The sequence below is a fragment of the Paenibacillus sp. JJ-223 genome, from assembly GCF_927798175.1.
GTDB classification, from domain to species: domain Bacteria; phylum Bacillota; class Bacilli; order Paenibacillales; family Paenibacillaceae; genus Paenibacillus; species Paenibacillus hubeiensis.
In genome coordinates this window covers 193745-216145 of record NZ_CAKMMP010000011.1, presented here as the reverse complement: position 1 = coordinate 216145, position 22401 = coordinate 193745, and the positions used below count along the sequence as shown (strand labels likewise).

20 protein-coding genes are annotated in these 22401 nt (G+C 54.0%); 15 read left to right on the top strand and 5 right to left on the bottom strand.

Annotated features, from left to right (window positions below; all coding sequences use genetic code 11):
• Nucleotides 1-147: 147 nt before the first annotated feature.
• Complete coding sequence (locus L6H98_RS19875) at nucleotides 148-1548, bottom strand: hypothetical protein (RefSeq protein ID WP_236417792.1); 1401 nt, start codon at nucleotides 1546-1548, stop codon at nucleotides 148-150.
• 293 nt (nucleotides 1549-1841) lie between these two features.
• Here L6H98_RS19875 and L6H98_RS19870 point away from each other — a divergent pair, with 293 nt between their 5' ends.
• From L6H98_RS19870 to L6H98_RS19835, 8 genes are all read left to right on the top strand, one after another.
• Nucleotides 1842-2873 carry a BMP family protein gene (locus L6H98_RS19870; RefSeq protein WP_236417683.1) on the top strand — a complete coding sequence of 344 codons (1032 nt, stop codon included), beginning with the start codon at nucleotides 1842-1844 and terminating at the stop codon, nucleotides 2871-2873.
• 113 nt (nucleotides 2874-2986) lie between these two features.
• Nucleotides 2987-4486 carry an ABC transporter ATP-binding protein gene (locus L6H98_RS19865; RefSeq protein WP_236417790.1) on the top strand — a complete coding sequence of 500 codons (1500 nt, stop codon included), beginning with the start codon at nucleotides 2987-2989 and terminating at the stop codon, nucleotides 4484-4486.
• Nucleotides 4483-5550: an ABC transporter permease gene (locus L6H98_RS19860; protein ID WP_236417680.1), complete on the top strand. Its 1068-nt coding sequence runs from the start codon at nucleotides 4483-4485 to the stop codon at nucleotides 5548-5550. The genes L6H98_RS19865 and L6H98_RS19860 overlap by 4 nt, the downstream gene beginning before the upstream one ends.
• The gene (locus L6H98_RS19855; RefSeq protein WP_236417678.1) at nucleotides 5534-6457 is read left to right on the top strand and encodes an ABC transporter permease; all 924 of its coding nucleotides are present in this window, start codon (nucleotides 5534-5536) and stop codon (nucleotides 6455-6457) included. Before L6H98_RS19860 ends, L6H98_RS19855 begins: the two co-directional genes overlap by 17 nt.
• A 60-nt stretch (nucleotides 6458-6517) precedes the next feature.
• On the top strand, nucleotides 6518-7189 hold the full coding sequence (locus tag L6H98_RS19850; protein WP_236417676.1) for a sulfite oxidase-like oxidoreductase: 672 nt from the start codon (nucleotides 6518-6520) through the stop codon (nucleotides 7187-7189).
• A gap of 1 nt (nucleotide 7190) precedes the next feature.
• Nucleotides 7191-7934 carry a nucleoside phosphorylase gene (locus L6H98_RS19845; RefSeq protein WP_236417674.1) on the top strand — a complete coding sequence of 248 codons (744 nt, stop codon included), beginning with the start codon at nucleotides 7191-7193 and terminating at the stop codon, nucleotides 7932-7934.
• Nucleotides 7935-8120: 186 nt separating this feature from the next.
• Nucleotides 8121-8741, top strand: a complete 621-nt coding sequence (locus L6H98_RS19840) for a hypothetical protein (RefSeq protein ID WP_236417672.1) — start codon at nucleotides 8121-8123, stop codon at nucleotides 8739-8741.
• A 210-nt stretch (nucleotides 8742-8951) separates the two neighbouring features.
• On the top strand, nucleotides 8952-9137 hold the full coding sequence (locus tag L6H98_RS19835; RefSeq protein ID WP_236417670.1) for a hypothetical protein: 186 nt from the start codon (nucleotides 8952-8954) through the stop codon (nucleotides 9135-9137).
• A 169-nt stretch (nucleotides 9138-9306) separates the two neighbouring features.
• Here the strand turns inward: L6H98_RS19835 and L6H98_RS19830 are convergent, their stop codons facing one another.
• Nucleotides 9307-10254 carry a response regulator gene (locus tag L6H98_RS19830; RefSeq protein WP_236417669.1) on the bottom strand — a complete coding sequence of 316 codons (948 nt, stop codon included), beginning with the start codon at nucleotides 10252-10254 and terminating at the stop codon, nucleotides 9307-9309.
• A complete protein-coding gene (locus L6H98_RS19825; RefSeq protein ID WP_236417668.1) occupies nucleotides 10232-13294 on the bottom strand; it encodes an ATP-binding protein in 3063 nt (1020 codons plus the stop codon). The genes L6H98_RS19830 and L6H98_RS19825 overlap by 23 nt, the downstream gene beginning before the upstream one ends.
• Before the next feature lie 228 nt (nucleotides 13295-13522).
• On the opposite strand from L6H98_RS19825, the gene L6H98_RS19820 reads away from it, so the two are divergent.
• The 7 genes from L6H98_RS19820 to nfsA all read left to right on the top strand — a co-directional run bounded on the left by L6H98_RS19820 (nucleotide 13523) and on the right by nfsA (nucleotide 20433).
• Nucleotides 13523-14011 (top strand): GNAT family N-acetyltransferase, encoded by a 489-nt coding sequence (locus L6H98_RS19820; protein ID WP_236417667.1) that lies wholly within the window; start codon nucleotides 13523-13525, stop codon nucleotides 14009-14011.
• Nucleotides 14012-14123: 112 nt separating this feature from the next.
• Nucleotides 14124-14525 (top strand): metal-sensitive transcriptional regulator, encoded by a 402-nt coding sequence (locus L6H98_RS19815; protein WP_236417789.1) that lies wholly within the window; start codon nucleotides 14124-14126, stop codon nucleotides 14523-14525.
• Between the two features lie 27 nt (nucleotides 14526-14552).
• Nucleotides 14553-14753, top strand: coding sequence for a copper ion binding protein (locus tag L6H98_RS19810; RefSeq protein WP_236417666.1), 201 nt, complete (start codon nucleotides 14553-14555; stop codon nucleotides 14751-14753).
• A 136-nt stretch (nucleotides 14754-14889) separates the two neighbouring features.
• A complete protein-coding gene (locus tag L6H98_RS19805; RefSeq protein WP_290371466.1) occupies nucleotides 14890-17412 on the top strand; it encodes a heavy metal translocating P-type ATPase in 2523 nt (840 codons plus the stop codon).
• 285 nt (nucleotides 17413-17697) lie between these two features.
• Nucleotides 17698-18858 (top strand): ABC transporter permease, encoded by a 1161-nt coding sequence (locus L6H98_RS19800; protein WP_236417664.1) that lies wholly within the window; start codon nucleotides 17698-17700, stop codon nucleotides 18856-18858.
• Between the two features lie 233 nt (nucleotides 18859-19091).
• Nucleotides 19092-19706: a TetR family transcriptional regulator gene (locus tag L6H98_RS19795; protein WP_236417662.1), complete on the top strand. Its 615-nt coding sequence runs from the start codon at nucleotides 19092-19094 to the stop codon at nucleotides 19704-19706.
• Entirely contained in the window at nucleotides 19687-20433 is a 747-nt protein-coding gene (nfsA, locus tag L6H98_RS19790) for an oxygen-insensitive NADPH nitroreductase (RefSeq protein ID WP_236417660.1), read from the top strand. The genes L6H98_RS19795 and nfsA overlap by 20 nt, the downstream gene beginning before the upstream one ends.
• Nucleotides 20434-20650: 217 nt before the next feature.
• On the opposite strand, the gene L6H98_RS19785 is transcribed toward nfsA, so the two are convergent.
• Both L6H98_RS19785 and L6H98_RS19780 read right to left on the bottom strand, forming a co-directional pair.
• Nucleotides 20651-21457 (bottom strand): TatD family hydrolase, encoded by an 807-nt coding sequence (locus tag L6H98_RS19785; protein ID WP_236417659.1) that lies wholly within the window; start codon nucleotides 21455-21457, stop codon nucleotides 20651-20653.
• A gap of 38 nt (nucleotides 21458-21495) precedes the next feature.
• Nucleotides 21496-22383 carry an ABC transporter ATP-binding protein gene (locus L6H98_RS19780; protein WP_236417658.1) on the bottom strand — a complete coding sequence of 296 codons (888 nt, stop codon included), beginning with the start codon at nucleotides 22381-22383 and terminating at the stop codon, nucleotides 21496-21498.
• Between the last annotated feature and the right edge of the window lie 18 nt (nucleotides 22384-22401).

Sequence of the window (22401 nt, the reverse complement as noted above, 5' to 3'; positions counted from 1 at the left end):
GTTATTCGACCTCGTATTGGTAATTCCTTCATGATTTTGGACGATTCGATAAAAAAATTGTTAACCTCTGGAGAAAGATCAAAAAACCGCATTCGTGAGCCTTCGCGACTAGTCGCTGCAGGTTCATGAATGCGGTATGGTTCGTAATTATTCCGATTCGCCGTTCAGGTAATTGAAAAACGGCTGATCCACCCAGAAGTCGTATCCGGAAATATCGGCATCCGGGGCAAGCTTGCGGAACCCATCGCGAATCGTTGGCGCCTGCTCTTTTAGGGAGAAGGATTGCGCGTAATAATGGCCAAGCGCGATTTTGGTATTGGAAATAACCGGGTAACCGTCAATGGCGGTTGGCGAGTAATACAGCGGCTGCCACCAGGAAGCATGAATCAGCGGGGACGTGCCGTCACTGTTCTTTTTGGCATATTTTGCAACGATGTCGTTAAATCGGGCTTTGTCTGCCGCATTGTTGAACTCGAATTGAATGTCGTATTCTTTGGCATAAGCGATATAATTGCCGTTTTCGATTTGCGTTACTTTATAATCCGGGGTTTCTTTCGGCTCGCCCCATTCCTTCAAATAAATGAATGCCGATGTTTTCGGCTGGAACTGTATGTCTGCATCGATGCCTTCGCTGCGCAGCAGGCCGATCAGCTGTGCGGCATGTTTGATGTCGTCATGACCATACGTCAATGTCAGCTCATCGATGAAATTCGAATTAAAACGTTCGTCCTTCAGGTTGTAACCTGTGACGAGATTGTCGCGCAATGCCTGATCGACGATCTTCCTCAGCTCAGGCGCATCGATCAGATCAGCCGTGCGGTATGCGGCATACAGTTTGGAGTAAATATCCGGGTCGCCGGCTCTTCCGATTTCATTTTTGTATTGTCCCAGACTGGTCAGCACCTGTCCAAGCAATACATTGGCGAAATCCTTGCTTGCTGCCCCGCCTTTGCGCAACGCAGGGTACAGGCTTGCTGGCAACAGCCCCGTATCGATGGCAGCGGCCAGCTCCTGAGCGGCTTGTCCTTGGACGCGATTTTTGGAAATGCCCGCTTTGGCCAGCGCATTCTTCACCTTTGCTTCAGGGTACGTATAAGCGAGCTCCTTGAAGCCGGCTGCTTTGACGGCAAGGTATACTGCGGCATAAGTGCCGAGCGTATCGTCTGCCCGAACTTCGGTAGAAGTGAGAATGCCTGCGTTAAACAGCGAAGCTGCGGCATCATAGACGTCGTCGCCGGCCTTCAGGTCGGTAAACGAAGCCGCCTGATCTGCGGCAGCATCAGCCTCAGCGGTTTGGGTGATGGCGGCAACGGCTTGAATAAAGTCGCCCTTCGTGATCTGTGCCGGCAGCCGCACGCCATACTTGGCTTGCAGGAATTGGGCGTAATCAGCGGCGCTTTCGGCATGCGTTGCCGCTGTTGATGATGCTGGGGCCGAAGCTTGCCCCGGCGTGGACGCCGTTGCAGCGGATGCCGGAGTGAGGGGCAGGCCAATGCTGCCGATCGTAATCGGGGCCGCAAGCAGTGCGGCGAGTGTGGCGCGAGTCATTTTTTTCAAAGGAAATGCCTCCTTAAAGGAAATATGTATTGAAAGTTTGGATGAAAAGCATTAAAATTCTGACAAATCCTATCCGAATTTAAAGATTGGAATGAATTTAGCACGGTGAAGCGGAGGATGTCAACGAAAAAAACAAAGATATCATTGTCGTTCAAAGTTGCCGCAATGAAGGATGTCACATTAAGCCATTTAAAAGAGTGTATACGGTTAAAGTTTTATTGACAAGGATCGACATTATCCGATAGGATGATAACAAAAGAATGTGGAAAAGGGGAAGTTTAAAAATGAAAAGAGGTTTATCGTTCGTCTTATCCATCGTTATGGTCGCTATTTTGCTGGCTGCTTGCGGAAATTCGGCCTCTAAAGACGAACAATCCGCGCAAGGTGGCGATTCCGGAAAATCGCTCCGCATGGCGCTGGTGCTTCCCGAAAAAATCGGGGTTAACCCGTTCTTCGTACAAATGGATGAAGGTTTCAAAAAAGCGGGCGAAGAGTTCAAGGTAGATACGAAAACGATCGAATCGACAGACCCGGCTGCGTTTGAACAAAATTTGCGTGCCGCTGTTGCCGAGAATTACGACTTGATCATTACCGCTACGTTCCAAGCGGAAGATGCCCTGAAAAAAGTGGCTGCCGAAAATCCGGACAAGCAATTCGCGATCGTGGACACAACGGTAGACCTGCCTAACGTGCGCAGCGTCGGTTTCCGCGAGTACGAAGGGGCTTACCTGCTCGGCGCTGCAGCCGGATTGTCCACCAAAACGGATAAAGTCGGCATGATCGCAGCGGTAGACGTGCCTCTGATCAAGAAATATACAGAAGGTTTCAAAGCAGGTCTGGAATCCGTTAACCCGGATGCCGAGTTCCTGGTAAACTATGTCGGCGGCTTCAATGACCCGGCCAAAGCTAAAGAATTGGCGTTGGTTCAATTCGGCAAAGGTGCCGACTTCATCGCCGGCGCATCGGCTGTAGGCGATCTGGGCGTGTTCGAAGCAGCGAAGGAAAAAGGATTCTACACTTCCGGACAGGATACGGACCGTACTGTTGAAGATCCGGAACACATCGTTTTGTCCCAGTTGAAATCCACGGATACCGTTGCTTATCAAACCGTCAAGGATTTTGTGGAGGGCAGCTTCAAGGCTGGCGCGGTAAACTACGGCCTGAAGGAAGATGGCGTTGGCCTGACTTTCGTTACGCGTGACAGCGAATCCCCGCTGAGCGATTTCGTGGGACAAGAAGTGATCGACAAAGTAAAAGCGATCAAGGATGATATCGTATCCGGCAAAATCGTCGTCAAAGATCCACTGCAACAGTAAGATTGAAGTGTCGATTATGGAGTGATTGACATGTTGATCAGCCGGCTGCCCAATCAGGCAGCCGGTTTTGCTGCTATTATCATGTCCGAGACCGAGGGGAGCGAATGAGGGAAATGCTGTTGGAGATGGAACAGATTACGAAGAAATACGGCGAATTCACGGCCAACCGGGACATCCGTTTTACGCTGCGCGAAGGGGAGATCCATGCCCTTGTAGGCGAGAACGGTGCCGGAAAAACAACGTTGATGCGTATGCTCTACGGTATGGAGCAGCCTACATCGGGAACGATCCGCGTCCGTGGGAAAGAGGTGAGCTTTGCCACCCCTTCGCAGGCTATGGCCTGCGGCATCGGCATGGTACACCAGCATTTCATGCTGTTTCCATCCTTTACGGTTGCCGAGAATATCGTCATCGGGCGCGAGCCTTTATCGGCCGGGGTGTTTGACCGCAAGCAGGCGGCTGCGCAGGTGAACGAGCTCGGCAAGAAGTACGGGATGCCGGTCGATCCGTGGAAAAAGGTAGCCGAATGTCCCCTTGGCATGCAGCAGCGCGTGGAGATTCTGAAGGTGCTGCATCAAGGTGCGGACATCATCATTCTGGACGAGCCTTCTGCCGTATTGACGCCGCTTGAAGTGAAGGAATTGCTGGCAAACATGAAATCGCTCGCCAGATTGGGCAAAACGTTTGTCCTGATCACCCACAAGCTGCAGGAAGTGATGGATGTGGCGGACCGGATCACGGTGCTCCGCGACGGTCAGGTCACGGGCACATTGGATGCGAAGGATACCGACGTGGAGGAGCTTTCCCGTCTCATGGTAGGGCGCGAGCTTGTACGCATGGACAAACAGCCGTCCGTTCCGGCCGAAGCCGTGCTTCGGGTGGAAGGCGTCAATTTGTCCGGTGCCAAGGACCGCTCGCCACTGAAAAACATTCAGCTTGAGGTTCGCAAGGGCGAAGTCGTCGGTGTGGCGGGCATTTCCGGCAACGGACAGTCCGAGCTGATTCAGGTGATTGCAGGGCTGCGCAAGGCGGACAGCGGGCGCGTGCTGCTGTCCGGACAGGATACGACGAACTGGCCGGTACGGCGCATCCGCGAGCAGGGTCTGGCGCATATTCCGGAAGACCGCTACATGTGGGGAGCGGCGAAGGATGCCAGCGTACGCGAGAATGGATTGATGGGCCATCATTACCGCCTGCAATCCCGCGGCCTGATCAAAGCCAAGGCAGCCCGGGCGATGGTGGAAGGTTGGATTAAGCAGTTCGGCATCAAAACGGGATCGGCTGACACCAAGGCACAGTTTTTGTCCGGCGGTAATTTGCAAAAGCTGATTGCGGCGCGCGAATTCGCTCAGGACACGCCGTTTCTGATCGCCGCCGAGCCTACCCGCGGCGTCGACATCGGCGCGATGGAAACCATCCATGCCGAGTTATTGCGCAAACGCAATGAGGGAGCCGGCATTTTGCTTGTCTCTTCGGAATTGACTGAAATATTGCAGCTGTCCGACCGCATCATCATCATGTACGAAGGCGAGATCGCCGGCGAACTGAACGCGGCGGATGCGACGGAAGAACAGATCAGCTTGTTAATGGCAGGAGGGAAAGAGCGGGTATGAATCGGTTAAAAGACTCACTTCGCGGGCTTGTGCAGCCCCTGCTTGCCGTATTGATCGGCTTGCTGGCCGGCGCAATCGCGATTCTCGTCGTTGGCGGGAACGTCATCGAAACCTATGGGGAAATGTGGAAGGGGGCCTTCGGGAACTTCTATTTCTTCACCAACACGCTGGCCCGATCCACGCCGATCATTCTGGCGGGCTTAGGCGTCGCGCTGGCTTTCCGTGCCGGATTTTTCAACATGGGTGCCGAGGGGCAGATGATTCTGGGCGGACTCAGCGCAGCGCTTACGGCGCTCTACCTTCCGGGACCAGGCTGGTTCGTATGTATTGCCGCGATCGTCGCAGGCATTCTGGCAGGCGGGATATGGTCCCTGCTGGCAGGCTGGCTGGATGCGCGGTTCGGCATGAATCTGCTCATTACCACACTGCTGCTCAACTATATTGCGATTTGGTTCGGGGGATATATGGTATCTTACCCGTTCAAGGACCGCACCGGCTCCGCCGCCATGGCGCAGACGCCGATGATCGACCAGAGCGTCTGGCTGCCGAAGCTGTTTCAGGGCATGAGTTTGCATGCCGGCTTCATTATTGCCATCGTGGCGGCAGTTCTGATCTATTTCTTTACGTATAAAACGGTGACCGGATATGAGATCCGCATGCTCGGCAGCAACCCGTCCTTTGCGACGTATGGCGGGGTTCGCCGCATTCGCATCATGATGCTGTCCATGATTATCAGCGGCGGACTCGCCGGACTGGCGGGTGCAGGAGAGGTTCTTGGCACGCAGTACCGCTTCCTGGACGGCTCTCTGTCTTCGGCCAGTTATGCCTGGAGCGGCATCATGGCGACATTGCTGGCCCGCTCGCATCCGCTTGGAACGGCCGTAGCGGCCATCTTGCTCGCTGCTCTGCAGACGGGAGCGATGGGCATGGAGCGCAACACGGATGTGCCGCTGGAAGTCGGCAGCGTAATTCAAGCCGTGCTGACCCTGTTCGTGTCGGCGCAGATCGGTTATTCATTCCTGAAGCGGAGAAAGGAGAAGAAATCCAATGCAGCAACTGTTTGATGCAGCCTTGTTTGGCTCGACCCTGCGGATCCTGACTCCCATTCTGCTTGCGGCGCTTGGCGGGGCCTTGTGTTCCCGTGTCGGACTGTTCAACGTCGGACTGGAGGGACTCGTGCTGATCGGCGCTTTCTCTGCGATCGTGGGAAACTACCTGTTCGGCAACGTATTGCTGGCCGTGCTGTTCTCCATCGTGATCGTCATGTTGTTTTCGGCCTTATTCGCATTCATCAGCATTAATCTCAAGGCGAATGCCATCGTTGTCGGCATTTCGCTCAACTTTTTGGCGGCAGGGCTGACGACCTTTGCGCTCCGCGCGATTTTCGACGTAAAAGGCGCATATTACGATAAGGACATGCAGGGACTTCCGAAATGGGACATTCCGCTGATCAAGGACATCCCCTGGGTCGGGGACGTGTTCTCTGGCCACAGTCCGCTCGTGTATTTGGGGATCGTGCTTGTCATTGCGCTCCAGTTCTATCTGTTCAAAAGCGTCTCCGGATTCCGCTTGCGCTCGGTCGGCGAAAATCCGATTGCTGCGCAAAGCATCGGCATCAAGGTGCGCGGCATTCAATACGGCGCCGTCCTGATGTGCGGCGTGCTGTGCGCGTTGGCGGGAGCGCAATTGTCGCTGGGCCAGGTGACGATGTTCACCGAAGGCATGACGGCTGGACGCGGATTCATCGCGCTCGTGGCGACGATGCTCGGGCAGGCGAACCCGCTTGGCGTATTGGGCTCCAGCGTGCTGTTCGGCTTCATGGAAGCTTTGAGCATTCGTTTGCAGGGCTTCTCCCTGCCAACGCATTTCACGATGATGCTTCCGTATATCGTGACGCTGGTGGCCATGTTCTTTTTCAAAGATCGGACTTATGCGCAGGACGCGCAAAAAGCGGGCGGAAGCTCGCGTTAATCTGAATGCCCGCTGGCGAAATAACGTCGGCGCGCCAATCGAGCAAGGGAGGAAAGCAAATTGCATAACAAGGCTGAACGTCTGAAAAAAACGAAGGCCCCGGCGTCGAAGGCCGGTTCAGTATATGGCGACCGCCTGCCCCCAGGGCAGGTGTTGACGGAAAAATTCCCGATCCTGCACGAAGGAGAAGTGCCGGAATACGACCTGTCCACCTGGGATCTGAAAGTGTTTGGCGAAGTGTGGGAGGAAAGGGTGTTCTCCTTCGCCGAGCTGCAGGCGATGCCGCAGGTGAACACGGTCAGCGACATCCACTGCGTAACGCGCTGGTCCAAGTTTGATACGTCCTGGGAAGGCATCCGCTTCTCGGATTTCGTGAAGATTCTCGGCGTCAAGCCGGAAGCGAAATATGTGATGGTCCACGCCGACCATGATTATGAGACGAATGTGCCTTTGGAGGAACTGATGCACGATGACGTGCTGCTCGCCTTCAAATATAACGGCGAGCCGCTGACGCCGAAGCATGGTTATCCCCTGCGCCTCGTCGTGCCGCAGCTCTATTTCTGGAAGAGCGCGAAATGGATTCGCGGTTTGGAATTTATGACGGAGGACCGCAATGGCTTCTGGGAGAGCAACGGTTTCCACCATTTTGCCGATCCGTTCAAAGAACAGCGCTTCTCGGGCGAGGATTTGCCGATTCCGGAAGACGAGTGGACGAAAAAGGAGTTTGATTGACATGTTGATGCCGATTTTGCAGATTCATTCGGAGGATATGCCCGCTTACGCCATCGTGTGCGGTGATCCGGCCCGTGCGGAGAAAATCTCCCGCAAACTGGACGGAGCCAGGGAGCTGGCGTTCAGCCGCGAATATCGTACGTTTGTAGGTGATTACGAGGGTGTGAGGCTGGCTGTGGTCAGCCATGGCGTAGGTTGTCCAGGAGCCGCAGTGTGCTTCGAGGAATTGATTCGCGCCGGCGTAACGACGCTGATCCGGGTCGGCACGGCCGGTTCGTATACGGCCGACTATCCGGCTGGCAGCGTCATCGTCAGCACGGCGGCGGTTCGTACGGACGGTTTGACGCGTCAGCTCGTGCCCGACGGTTTCCCCGCCGTTGCAAACATGGATGTGACCCGAGCGCTGCTAGCGGCTGCGGAAGCCGGAGAAGGCGAGCAAGGTAAGCTCGGCGTCGGCATTACGGTGACGCTGGACGCGTTCTTTACAGGCGTGGAGGAAATTCCCCACCGCAAGTATAAACAAGCGGGAGCCTTGGCGGCCGAAATGGAGATTGCAGCGCTCTACATCGTGAGCACCCTGCGCGGTGCGCGCGCCGGAGCGATCGTGGCGATCGACGGCTTTGCGGACAGCGACCTGGCTGCCGAATACGACCCGCATACGGATGCGGTATCCAAGGCCGTGGAGCGCGAGATCGATGCCGCGCTGCGTGCGCTTGCGTCGCTCGCCCGCCAGGACAAGGAATAGACAGTGCAGGCTGGCAGGAACAAGAAGCGTCCTTGAAATAAGCATTCTGGTTGCCGATGAACGGCATTCAGAGTGCTTTTTTATGGCTTATAGCTCCAGTTTGAAGAAAAATTGCTGTATACTGGGGGCTAGATCGAAACAGGATTAATAGAAGAGTTTGGAATGTAAAGGAGGATCATTAGGATCATGTCTATGGGCTGGGCTGAATTTCGGGAAATTCCGTTTGAATACAATGATCAGGTGAAGCAGATCGATGAACAGCTGTTAAGGCTGGTGGCGGCAAGAAAAAGCATTACGGGGGCTGCTTACCATCATCCGGATCAGAAAACCATTGATGAGTGGGTGGAGCGACTGGACATGAAGGAGGAGGACATTCGCCATGTTCTTCGCAGTGTACAGCCAATGCCCAAACGACCGTTTGTCCCCCAGGAGGAAACCAAACTGACGGGTGTGCTTCCGATTATGAAACAAACGACGCAGGACGGCTGCGATTATGTGATTACACATGCCATGCAATATGATCATGAAAGCATTGTGCATCTCGACATTCACCACCGGGAGCCCAAGGCAGAGCATGTCTTTCTCAAACCGCAATTGATGCTGGAGGTCACCAGTGCTCAGGGTGAACACATGGTTCTTCGAGAAGGCAGTCGTGGTAGCGGTAGCGATGCTCAGCTTAGCTACCGGGTTGTGCCTGCACTCCCACCTTCGTTGGAGCAGGTGAAATTTTCGCTTGTTCCGGCAGTTCACGAACTGGAGATCAAGATGGAGGAAGTCATCCTGGACAAGCATGTAGACTTTAAATAGCGTGGATGAAATAAAACGTATTGCATCTAGCGGGAGCTGTAAGGCAGGGAGACTGATCCATACGTTTTTAGGTTGTGAAGTGCAGGCAAAGATCGATTTGCCTCTCTGCATTTTTTCAGGCAGGCGTTATGCATTTTTCGAATGATGGCGTTCAAATTGGGTAAATTACTTAAGAAGCATTACACCCATAATGAAGAGGAGGAGTCCATCATGAAGCAAAACAACCAGCCTCAGGACGAGGCCGAAATCCGCAACAAGCTGGACGAGGATGGGGATTCCCTGATGGAAAAGAAAAAGATTCTGAACGGAGTGGACATTGAGCCGCAGGCAGACGCTTGGGCGGCAAAACCTTCACCGGTAGCATTTGACGAAGCGGATACAACGTCCAAAAAATAGCGGAAACAACGATGCTTATTCAAACGCAAACGAAGCGGACACCCGATCGGGTGCCCGCTTTTGGCATCGTCTTATTCATTTAATCTGTCCGCTGCAAGTGGTTGTTTGGCTTCGTCTGCTCTCTTGCAGAAAGAAGAATACCTCCGGAGGCATTGGAAAACGTCGATAATCATATGTAATCCAGTTCCAGTAGCTTGCTCTGCAACATGGAGCGAATTTCCTCGTCTACATTGGGCAGGAGCTTCTCCAAGTGCCTGATAAATTTGCTCCGCAATTCTTCCCTTTTGACGTCGGCCCACTGGTAATATTCCATTTCGAGCAGGTCTCCCCTGTACAGCTCCAACAGTTCCCGGACATTGCCGCTTTCCGACTCCAGCAAGGACTCCAGGCGAGTCATGTCGCTGCTGATCCAATGCGCATGCATCCAATAGCGTTCGTCGCCGAATTCCACTTTGTTGACGAACCCTTCCGATTTCAAAAGGCTCCGCAAGTTATACAACGTCGTATGAAGCAAGGCCTGTGCACGCTCGACGTCGATATTCGGCCAGAGATCATCGAGCAGGTGATAACGATAAACCGGTTTTCCCCGTTGGAACCACAGGTAGGCGAAAAGCTCCTTTGTCTTTTTGGTTCGCCACGTGATCAGCTTGCCGCCGGAATTGTACAGTTCCAGTCCGCCGAGTACTTTGAGCTGAAGCTGTTTGGTTTGCACGACGGACTCCTGGACTGCGGAGGCTTTTGATTCGTCGCGTCTTTGCCGCAAACGGGTGTAACGCTGCAATGTTTCCTGCAGACGATCTTTCGCAACGGGCTTAAGCAAATAATCGATGGCGCGGGCATCAAATGCCTGTACCGCGTACTGCTGATAAGCCGTCACGAAAACGATCTCTGCATCCGGACACAGGAGAGATAACTGCCTGCCCGCGTCCAGACCGTTGATCCCGGGCATTTCAATATCGAGAAAAATGATGTCCGGCTGTACGGTTGCAGCACAGGCCAGTGCGTCCGCTGCCAGCTGGCATTTGCGGACGACCTGAACGCCGCCGATTTCGTTCAGCAAAATTTCCAACACATCCAGGGCGATTTTTTCATCATCAACCAGCATTGCTTTCAACATTTCTTACCTCCGGTACAGTAAGCTTAACCCGTGTTCCCTTCCCTTGCACACTGCTGATTTCAAGCCTTAAATTGTACAACATCTGCAGGCGGCGATTCACGTTCCGAAAACCGATGCCTGAAGCCTGATCGCGTTCCAGCATCTCCAGCTGAACACTGCTCATGCCAACGCCGTCATCTTCAACGACGATTTCCGTGATGCCGTTCCGGTTATGCGCAGAGATCAACAACGTACCGCCTTCGGGTTTTGGCCCGATGCCGTGGCGAACAGCATTTTCCACAATCGGCTGCAGCGTGAGAGGGGGGATCAGGCATTTCAAATTCTCTTCAAGCTCATAACGAATATTCAATCTCTCGCCGAACCTGAGATTTTCAATGGCAACATAAGCTTGTACCAGTTCCAGTTCACGTTCGAAGGTAATCGGTTCGCTATGAAAAACAAACGTAAACTTGGAGCGGAGGTACGTCGTCAGGTGATAGATCGTTTCTCTAAGCCTGATGGGGTCGGTGTAACTCAACCCTACGAGACTGTTCAAGCTGTTGTAGAGGAAGTGGGGCATAATCTGTGCCTGCAAGAAGTCCATTTCCCTGCGAACTGCCTGCTCGGAGGAATTTTTTAATTCCAGCAGGGAGCGGACCCTTGCTTTCAATTCCGCAAGCTCGAATGGCTTTTGCAAAATATCGTTGGCTCCCGCGTTCAACGAAGCCACGATATCGCCGGTCTGTCCCGAAGCGGTCAGCATCAGGACAGGAAGCTCGGCCAGGCCCTGTCTCTCGCGAATTTGGCGGCATACTTCGATTCCCGAAATACCCGTCAGCATCAGGTCCAATAAAACGATATCCGGTTTGGAGCCGTCACGCAGCACTTCAAGAGCCTCCTCGCCGCTGCCGACCGCGGTATAGGCGTACCCCAACGATGATATAACATCGACGAGCACTTTCATATTGGACAACTCGTCATCGACGATGAGCGCGTGAAAAGGCGCGAGGCGGCTGGGATGCAGCATATCGTTCATCGTTTCCGCGTCCACCGTCAAGGAGACGGTCGGTGCCGTGGCCGAGGCTTCAGACTGTTTGTCTAACGGAAGGGTAAACGTGAACCGGGTACCTTGTCCCAGCTGCGATGCTACCTCCAGGCGACCGCCTTGCAGCTCGATCAGCTGTTTGGAAATGCTAAGGCCGAGCCCGAGGCCCCCTGAAGTATCGTCCTGAAAGCTGTCCTTGTACTGATTATAGGGCTGCAGGATGTTATCCAGCTCTTCGGCAGGGATGCCTGGTCCCGTATCGGTGATGGATATAGCCATCTCCTCCTCAAGACATTCCACGGATACGGTCACCGTCCCCCGTTTCGTGAATTTCAGCCCGTTTTCGATCAGGTTGTGCAAAATTTGCTTCAAACGATTTTCGTCGGCATAGACCAGGGGAAGCGCATCAGGCAGCTTGTTGACGAGACGAACCTCTTTGTTGATCGGCGCGATCGAAAGGGTCTCCAAGACGAAATGAATGGAAGTGCCCACGTTGACGGGGGTCGGATGGATCACGAATTGGCCATGCCTGATCCGATTCAGATCCAGAATGTCATTGACGATCCCCGACAGCCTTCGGCCCATCAGATGGAGAAGCATGATGTTCTCGCGGTGATCTTCCTGCAGCGGGTGTTCCGTACTGTCGAGGAGCGATTGGGACAGGTTGACGATGCCGTGCAACGGCGTCCGCAGTTCATGGGATGTTTTGGCCAAAAACTCATCCTTCTGACGGTCGTAAATCAATAGTCTTTCTGCAAGGCTTTCGCTCCGTAAAAAGTTGTCCTGCAGCCGGTCGGAGATGAGCAGGGCCTGGGATAATAAAAGAAGCAGCGGCGTCCCTACCATGAAATAGGGATTGTCCAGGGCAAACAAGTATCGCAGCTCCCCGAAAATCCAGTAGACCGCAAGAAAGAAACAACCGAGAAGCAGATGATGGCGATCGTTAATGCCTTTTCTTCTCCCTCGGAAAATGGCTCTTACGATTAGGAAAAACACAAATATCTGTATCGGTATTCCAAGCGCCAGGGAAAACGGAAGATAATCGTTGGGAAGCACGAGCAAAATGACCGTAAGAACGATCGCGCATGACCCAAGCCATTTAAACAAAAAGAAGTTGGTCTCGTCGGTGTATGAATGCACGTAACTTGCAAAAAAATAAAATGAAGCGATCGGCAGCAAAAACAGCAATCTCTGCAGAAAAGGAAAAGGCATATCCGGAAAGATGATTAGCGCCAGAATTTCGTTGTCGATACTGATAAAAAGACCTGTCGCCAGACAAAACAGGCAGAAATGCATCAGGTAGCGTTCCTTGCCCCATTGCCTGAACATGCCGGCATAATAAAGACCGAATGAAAACAGCATGGCAATGATGGCCATATCGGCGAGCCTTGCCCCATCAACGCGTTTGCCAATCTGGGTAGCCAAGCCGAACTCGGGTGTCTGAACCATGCCGCCGCCCAGGTTGTTGAACGCAGCCGTTTGCACGATGATTTCGTTTACGCCTTTGTTCAATTGAAATGTGCGAAAATAGGGCGTGTTGCTTGGTACGAAGTGTTCCGAAGTCATCGAGGGTTTCCCGCTGCCTCCCATTTCCTGGCCGTTAATGAAGAAGCGCGATGAGATGCGGATTTTTTTGGCGCGAAGTCCGTACATTCCGTCTTCGGGCACTTCAACGAGCAAACGATAGGTTCCAGCCCCTTGGTTGTTGGGGTTGGCCGAGGAGAGCGCATTGGTTTTTTCATTCGGGACATTCTTCAGCTTGCGGATCTTGGACAGACTGCCGTCGTCCTCGGCAAAATCCACAGGAGTCAGCAGCCGGTTCGCATAATACTCCCATTCCCCGCGCAGCGGCAAGTAGCCGTCCGCTTCGAAGTTCCATTGACGGGCGTCAAACACCCCGTTTTTGGCCTCGACTTCCTTCATCGGTGGCACTAACCATTGATAAAGGCTAACTACCGTGATCAGCAAAAAAATGCCGATCATAAGCGGTAGTGCAATTTCCCGTTTCGGTTTCATTTACGTCAATCCCCGTTATGTTTTTCCATGGTACTTGTATGATTTTCGTCATCATTCGAGCACTTCCTTCATTTTTATACAAAAAATGAAGGTTTGGAATAGGTAAGTGTCGATTTTTTGGATCATTTCATCAGAAGGTAACGTTTTTATGGTGTTATGACACGTCTGGGCACCTTGCCAACCGGTAATGTATAATCATGGAAACAAGTGGCGAGGTGGCATTAGTTTATGGACAAGCTCTTGATTCGACGTGCCAGGGTTAAAGATTATATCGGCATTTCCGCGTTAATGGATGAGTTGCATGAACAACACGTCAAAGAGAGATCGGATATCTATCGGGCCCTTCAGCCCCGCTTGGAGCCGGGCGAGTATGAGGAGTGGCTCGAAAAGGATACCCGATACCTATTCGTTGCTGAGGATCTTGAAGCGGGGGAGATCGTCGGATTTGCCAGCGCCCAATGGCAGCAGATTCGGAACCTGAATGTGCTGCTTGACCGGGATATGCTGTATATCAACGAAGTTGTCGTGGATCGAAAGTGGCAGGGAAAAGGCGTCGGGCAGCGAATCATGACAGAACTGATCGAACTGGGCAAGGAGCTTCAGGCAGACAGCGTGGAGTTGACGGTATCGTCGTTCAACGAGGGAGCGCAGACTTTTTACGAGAAACTTGGTTTCGCCGTCCGCAGCAGCAGAATGGAATATATTTTGCGAACGTAAGCCCCTCATGAAGAAATGATGAACAATTGATAGCGAGAAGAAATAGGGCTTGAATACCCCTATGGGGTATGTTATATTGAATTCAGAAATCATTTGAAAAGGGGTGTTCATGATGGAACATCAGAGCCATCCCCATGAAGAGATGGAAAGGGCGGTAACCGCAGCGGGGCAAGAAGGTTCGCTGCCGGAAACGCAGGCAAATGCCTGTCATACGCCGGGACCAGACGGGAAACCGGTTCGCAAGAGCCATCATTCCCAGGAGATGAAGAGCAATCTCATTTCCCGCTTGAACCGCGTGGAGGGGCAGATTCGCGGGATCAAAGGGCTGATTGAGAAGGATACGTATTGCGACGATGTGCTTACGCAAATCGCTGCAGCGCAATCCGCATTGAGCTCGGTCGGCAAGCTGCTGTTGGAAGGGCATATGAAGAGCTGCATCGTCGAACGCATTCAGGCCGGAGAGCATGAGGTTGTAGACGAATTGCTTGTTACGGTCAGAAAGCTCATGAAATGATGAATATATACTAAGGAGGAATGAACGATGTCCAACATCACATTGAACGTTGCAGGCATGTCTTGCAACCATTGCGTCAAATCCGTAGAGGAAGCCGTTAAAAGTGTAGGAGCGAAAGGCCAGGTTGATCTGGCAGCGGGAACCGTTGCTGTGGAATACGACGAGCAAAGCGTGAGCGTGGAACAAATTAAGGCAGCGATTGAAGATCAAGGTTATGACGTAGCCTAAGTTAAGCAATAAGCGATCGTATTGGGTTTAAGCGCAGCTTCCCTTAAGAGAGTCGGAAGCGGGCGTTTAAGCCCGGATTTCGGCTTGTTTTATACCCCTTAGGGGTATTTCTGGAATAGGGAAAGGAGACTGTGTTATGGTTAAATCATCGACAACGGCAAGCGATCAAGATTCGAATGCGCTGACGTCTCCGGTTGGAGTACAGACCACGCTGCAGATTATCGGCATGACTTGCGCGGCTTGTTCGAGCCGGATCGAAAAGGGATTGTCCCGGATGGAGGGCGTGAATCAGGCCAACGTGAATTTGGCCACGGAGCAAGCGACGATTTCGTATGATCCGAAAATGGTGGACGTCTCCAGCTTGCGCGACAAGGTAGAGGCACTGGGTTACGGCACCGCCTCGGAATCGCTGGACCTGAACATCACGGGCATGACCTGTGCCGCTTGCTCAGCCCGCATCGAGAAAGGATTGTCCCGCTTGCCCGGCGTATCGCGGGCAAACGTCAATCTTGCGCTGGAGACGGCGCATGTGGAATATGCCGCCGGCACGTTGAAGCCGTCCGACATCATGGCCAAGATCAAACACCTCGGTTATGGCGCTGAAGTGCAGCAGGGCGAGCAAGAACACCAGTCTGTCCGCGAACGCGAATTGCAGCGCAAAAAATGGAAGTGGATCGTTTCTGCCCTGCTGTCCATTCCTTTGCTCTGGGCGATGGTCGGTCATTTCTCATTTACATCCTGGATCTGGGTGCCCGATTTGTTCATGAACCCTTGGTTCCAGCTGCTGCTGGCAGCACCGGTACAATTCGTGATCGGCTGGCAGTTCTATGTCGGAGCGTATAAAGCACTGCGGGGCGGCAGCGCGAACATGGATGTACTCGTTGCGCTGGGAACGAGCGCAGCTTTTTTCTACAGTTTATATCTGACCCTGAGCAGTGGATACGGGACTCAGCCGGCTATGGACCATGGCGGAATGGGTACGGCGGTCGCCGTCCCTTCGGTTGAACTGTATTATGAGACGAGCGCCATTCTGATTACGTTAATTTTGCTCGGCAAATGGTTTGAAGCGGTCGCCAAAGGACGCTCCTCTCAGGCGATCAAAAGCCTGATCGAGCTTGCTCCGCGCGAAGCGCGGGTGCTTCGCGACGGCAAGGAAGTTGTCATTCCCTCCGCTTATGTTGCCGTTGGCGATCTGGTGATCGTCAAGCCGGGCGACAGCATCCCGGTCGACGGCGTGGTGGAAGAGGGACGTTCGTCGGTCGACGAGTCCATGCTGAGCGGGGAGAGCTTGCCGGTCGACAAACAACCGGGCGATCCGGTTACGGGTGCCACGCTGAACAAAAATGGCGTATTGCGGCTGCGGGCCACTCGGGTCGGATCGGATACGGCACTCTCGCAAATCATCAAAGTCGTTGAGCAGGCACAAGGCTCCAAAGCGCCGATCCAACGCATTGCGGACGTAATATCAGGCATATTCGTGCCGATCGTTGTCGGCATTGCGGCGTTGACGCTGCTGATTTGGTATTTCTTCGTCAGTCCCGGAGATTTTGCGGGTTCGCTGGAAAAAGCCATTGCCGTTCTGGTTATTGCCTGCCCCTGCGCCCTTGGGCTTGCCACGCCGACGTCCGTCATGGCCGGTTCGGGACGGGCAGCGGAGTTCGGCATCCTGTTTAAGGGAGGCGAATACCTGGAAACCGCGCAGCAGATTCAAACGGTCGTGCTGGACAAAACGGGCACGGTTACCGAGGGTAAACCGGTGCTGACGGACGTGGTTGCTGCCGGGGACTGGCACGAGCCCGAGCTGTTGGAACTGGTAGGCGCCGCGGAGCAAGGATCCGAGCATCCTTTGGCGGAAGCCATTGTAGAAGGAATCCGGGGCAAGGGCTTGGAACCTGGACAAGCGGAACAATTTGAAAACATACCCGGATACGGTATACATGCAGTGGCAGGTGGCCGGCAGGTGCTGGTGGGGACCCGCCGTTTGCTTGCCGATGCTCAGGTGAACGTGCCGGAGCAGGCCCTGCAGCGTATGCACGAGCTTGAAGAGCAAGGGCGCACGGCAATGCTTGTCGCGGTGGACGGTCAATGGGCAGGCATCGTTGCCGTTGCGGATACGATCAAGGAAACGTCCCGTGAGGCCGTCGGTCGTCTGCATGCGATGGGGATTGATGTCATTATGATTACGGGCGACAACGAGCGTACCGCCCGCGCCGTGGCGGCACAAGCGGGCATCAAGCACATTCTCGCCGAAGTCCTGCCTGAGGGCAAGGCTGCGGAAGTGAAGAAGCTGCAGGAAAGCGGCCGCAAGGTCGCCATGGTCGGCGATGGCATCAATGATGCGCCTGCGCTTGCTACGGCCGATATCGGCATGGCGATCGGAACGGGGACGGATGTAGCGATGGAAGCGGCCGACATCACGCTGATGCGCGGCGATCTGAACAGCATCGCCGACGCGATCGAGATGAGCCGCCGCACGATGGGCAACATCAAGCAGAACTTGTTCTGGGCGCTCGGGTACAACGTGCTGGGCATCCCGATCGCTGCGGCCGGTTTCTTGGCTCCTTGGCTGGCCGGAGCAGCAATGGCATTCAGTTCGGTATCGGTCGTGCTGAACGCGTTGCGCTTGCAGCGTATGAAGCTCCAGCGGCGTGCCGGGTAACGTCGCGGTGGTTCTTTTGGCTTGATGAATACAGAAACCTGAAATAGATGTGAGCACTTTGCACGGCCCGCCAAGACGGACCGTGCATTTTTATCTGTTCGCAAGGTTGAGATGCCAGACAGTTGATCTCCGTTTTTTAATGAAAATGCTAGTGTGTATTTCTGCATCTTTCAGAAAACCGGGTTGACAATACAGACAACTCCATTTAAAATTTTAAACGACTGTTTGATTCAAACGATTGTTTAAATCAATGTAAAACTAAATATCCGATGGAGGACAAACTTTATGCTGCGAGCTTTACGCGCTCTTTTAAAGAAACCGCCAGTCATTATCGGCATTGTGACGGCGTTGATGTTCCAAGTCATTTTCAGCGTGATCTGGATGACGGCTTACTCCGGCGTCAATGATCGAACGAAAGAACTGACGGTAGCCATCGTCAATGAGGACGGCACGCAATCCCAAGGGATTGCAGACAGCTTGGCCCAAACGCTTCCTTTCCACACCGTGGCCAATCTGAGCAGCGCCGAGGCGCTGGACCAACTGGAGCATCATAAGGTGCACATGGTGCTTGACATCCCGGCCGGATTCAACGAGGTGCTTCAAACGCCGGGCTCCACGGCACAGATCAAGTACACGCTTAACGAAGCAAACCCGGTTACGATCAAAAGCATGATGCAAGGCGTTTCCCAAAGCGTGACCAACACGATCAACAAACAGGCATCTGCACAAGGCGTTCAAGCGGTATTGACCGCTTCCGGCGCACCTGCCGACCAAGCGGCTTCGGCAGCCGCTTCGTTGACTTCCCGCGTGGAGGGAACAACGACATCCATCAATCAGGTGAACGGCATGAATAACCAAATGGTGCCGATGATGATGGTGCTGGCTTCCTATGTGGGAGCAATGATCATGGGAATGAACGTGCAAGGAGCCATGGGCATGCTGGCAGCGATGCATTCGCGCCTGTCGCTGTTCGGGGCAAGAGTGATCATTAACATCGGATCCGCGCTGCTTGTATCCCTTGTTGGTTCCTCTCTGATCGTGGCCCTCGGGGGACAATTCGAACAAGGCTTTATCGCGTTCTGGATGTTCCAGGCATTGTTCCTGTGCACATTTATGTTCTTCTCCCAATTTTTCCTGATCCTGTTCGGACCGGCAGGAAGTGTGTTCAACATTATCTCGCTGTCCCTGCAGCTGGTGTCTTCCGGCGCGATGGTGCCGCGTGAACTGCTGAACGGGTTCTACAGCGGTTTGGGACAATATTTACCAGCCACATATGCGGTACAGGGCATTCTGAGCGTTCAGCTCGGCGGTCCCGGAGCACAGGCGGCCGCAGGAACGATTGCGATCATTCTGGTCGTTGCGGTGGCGCTGTCCTTGCTGGCGACGTTGCTCAAAAAAGGCCGTATGCCTGCAGTAGCGCCAAACCCGGCACCGGTTAACGGTTAAGTAAAATGAAGGCATGCGACGCAGATGCAGATACCCTCATCGCTGCGATCGACCGAACACCCCGATGGAATTCATCGGGGTGTTCGCCTGTTCTGGAGTGTTGGCTTTGCGGAAACGGCACATGACATGCCTTGCACTTTTTGACACAAACTTTCATAATAACAGGTAGAGATCAGGCATGCAGTCCGAGCGTGCCGGGCGCTTGAATAGAACGGACAAGGGGAGAGAACGGAATGACGGAACCGGAATTGGATATCAAAACGAGGATTTTGGTGGCAGCGAAGAAGCTCTTTGCCCAGCAGGGATATGACGGGACGAGCGTGCGGCAGATCTGCGACGAGGCGGGAGCGAATATTTCGCTCGTTTCGTATCATTTTGGCGGCAAAGAGAAAGTGTTTGAAGCGCTGTTCGAACGTTATTTCCTGATCCGTATTCCGGATGATTTGGATGAGATCATTCAGTCCATGTCACCAGCCGAGGGGGTAAGTCTCGTCATCGGCGAGATTGTCAGGTTCACCCTGTCGGACCGGGACATGAGTGATATCGTGCAATTGGAGATGGCGCTGCGGACCAACCGCGCCGCTTCCGTCATTCGTTTCCTGGAGCCGATCTGGACCAAGCTGACCGAATTGTTAGAAAGAGGCAAGGAGCAGGGAGTATTCCGCATCGAGTCGGCCACATATGGCATGCTTCAGGTATTAAGCGTGGCGCTTGCCCACAAAAGGGCCCATAACACACGATTTATGCTGGACTACCCGAATGTCGATCCGGAGAAGCTAGTGGAACAGACCGTCGAGTTTGTATTACGAGGATTGGGAGTGAATGAGCATGAACAACGAAACCATTGAATTGATGATGAAGCACCGCTCCGTGCGGAAATACAAGCCTGATCCGGTTAGCGAGGAACAATTGGCCGCCATCGTTTCGGCGGGTCAAATGGCTTCTACCTCCAGCAATGTGCAGGCTTACACGGTTATTGCGGTTACCGACAAAGACCAGAAGGCGAAGCTGGCCGAGCTTGCGGGCAACCAGGCTTACATTGATCAATGCCCTGTTTTCCTGGTGTGGTGCGCGGATTTGTATCGTCTCAAGCAAGCCGCAGTTCAACATGCGCCGGAGAAAGAATCGTTCGAAGATAGCATGGAAAATTTCATGGTAGCGACGATCGACGTGGCCCTTGCTTCCCAGAACGCAGCGCTTGCGGCGGAGTCGCTCGGATTCGGAATTGTATATATCGGCGGTCTTCGTACGCGGATCAGCGAAGTTTCGGAACTGCTGGGATTGCCTGAAGGCGTATACCCTGTGTATGGCATGTGCATCGGCGTAGCGGATCAAGATACGGGCATTCGCCCAAGACTGCCGCTGCAGGCGGTGCTGCACCATGGCCGCTACCAGGCTGAACAGACGCTGCAAGGCATGAAAGAGTACGATGAAACATTTGCAGCATATATGCAGGAGCGCACCCAAGGCGAGCGTTCGACGACATGGTCCGAAATGATGGCGAAACGTCTTACGGAGCCGGCAAGGCTGCAAATGAAGACATATCTTGAAGGCAAAGGGTTTATAAAACGGTGAAAAACTGCCGAAAGTTGCTCGTTGCGCAGATTCGGGCAGCGAACGCGAGTGAGATATCGTTCAGTAGCAAACCTGTTTGGATAGAGGATGAGATGTAACAAAGACACTGCACATAGCATCCGCATAATAAAGAAGCCAGTCCTCGTGGACTGGCTTCTTTTGCGTAGAAGATATGACCTGCTCTAGTGGCTTGGATCATCCAATTAGGGGTCCTTTTTCAGGGTAAACGATAGAAGCGCTTCGTATTTTCGTAGAAAATGCGTACTGCCGCCTCCGGCTTCGTTCCCGTAATCTCGCACCACGCCTGAACGACGCGGCTTGTCATGGCTGGATGCGTCATCCTGCCTGCAAAAGGGCCCTCGAACGGCCAGGGCCCGTCCGTTTCGGCCATGATCTGTCCTGGAGGATACACCCTTGCCAGTGCTTGAATCTCCTCTTCATATACGATATCCGGTGTGAAAGAGACGTAGTATCCGTTGTCCGCCATACGCCGGATCGTTTCCGGCGAGCCTTTGAACCAATGGAAGTGAGCCTTGTTTACTTGGTACTGCTCCAGCAGGTCGCAAGCCACATCGGCATCTTCGTACACGGCATGCAGCACGATCGGTTTGTCGTGCTTTTTGGCGAGCCGAACGAAACGTTCGAGCAGCAAAACGTAGCCGGATTGGTCCCAAGGTTTCCCTGCTTGCTCCGCCTCCTGGCGGCTGTAATAGGGAAGCCCTACTTCGCCGATGGCAACGGCCTGATCGATGCGGCGCTCGATCCAGTCGAACAGCTGCTCCGCTTCCGACGGCGAAGGTAGAGGCTGCTCCGGGTGGAATCCGATGGCCGGAAAGACAGCATGCGGATGTCTGGCCGCCAGGTCCATCGTGGCCTGCGAGGAGGCAAGGTGCATGGAGACGGCGATGACCGCTTCAACCTGGTGCGAAGGCAAGGAGCGAAGCATGTCCTGCTGTTCGGCCGGGGTGTATTGATCCAGATGAAGATGGGCATCGATGAAGGGGACATGGGTTGGCATTTTCATGGAGAGACGCTCCTTCTGCATGATTTAAGCCCGCTATCTCAGGATAGACGGGCCTTCTTTTGTTCTTGCTTCATCCACTCGGAGATTTGCCGTTTGCGCTCCAGGAATGCCGGCAGATCGGCGATCGTTTCTTGACGGGGCCGCTCAAAAGGAACATGGACTTCGTGCATCACCGTTGCGGGCCGATTCGAGAGCACGTAGACGCGATCGGCGAGCAGCAGCGCTTCTTCGATATTATGGGTGATGAGCAGCACCGAGCGGCGGTTCAGCTCCCATATGTCGAGCAGCCAGCGCTGCATGTCGCTGCGCGTCAAGGCGTCGAGCGCGCTGAACGGCTCGTCGAGCAGCATCAGCTCCTGGGGACTGAGCAGCGCCCGCAGGAACGCGGCGCGCTGCTGCATTCCGCCGGACAGCATGTGCGGGTATGCCTGCTCGAAGCCGCCGAGGCCGACGCTCTCCAGCCATTGGCGCGCTTCGGCAAGCGCGGTTTGCCGCGGCTGGGCCGATGGAGACACTTCGCCCGCAAGCAGCACGTTCTCTTCGATGGTGCGCCACGGGAAGAGCGCAGGTTGCTGCGGCATGTAGCTGATCTTGCCGCGTTGGCCGGTCACGTTCTCGCCGTTCATCCAGATCTCCCCCTGCTGCGGCTTCAGCAGCCCGCCGATGATATGGAACAGGGTGCTTTTGCCGCAGCCGGACGGTCCGACGAGTGCCACGAATTCGCCTTGCCCCACAGTCAGGGAAATATCGTTAAGCACCGGCAGCTTGCTTCGCCGCTCGCGGAAGGAGGCGTGCACGTTCCTGACGTTGAGCGCAGGCGCCGTTGCCGATGTCGGTGCCGTGCTGTCAGAGTGAGCCGCCCCCGCTTCGCTTGCCTGCATAGCTGGGGCAGCCGCTGGTGTTGCCGGAGAACCGGTATGATTCATGTCGTATTCACTTCCTTG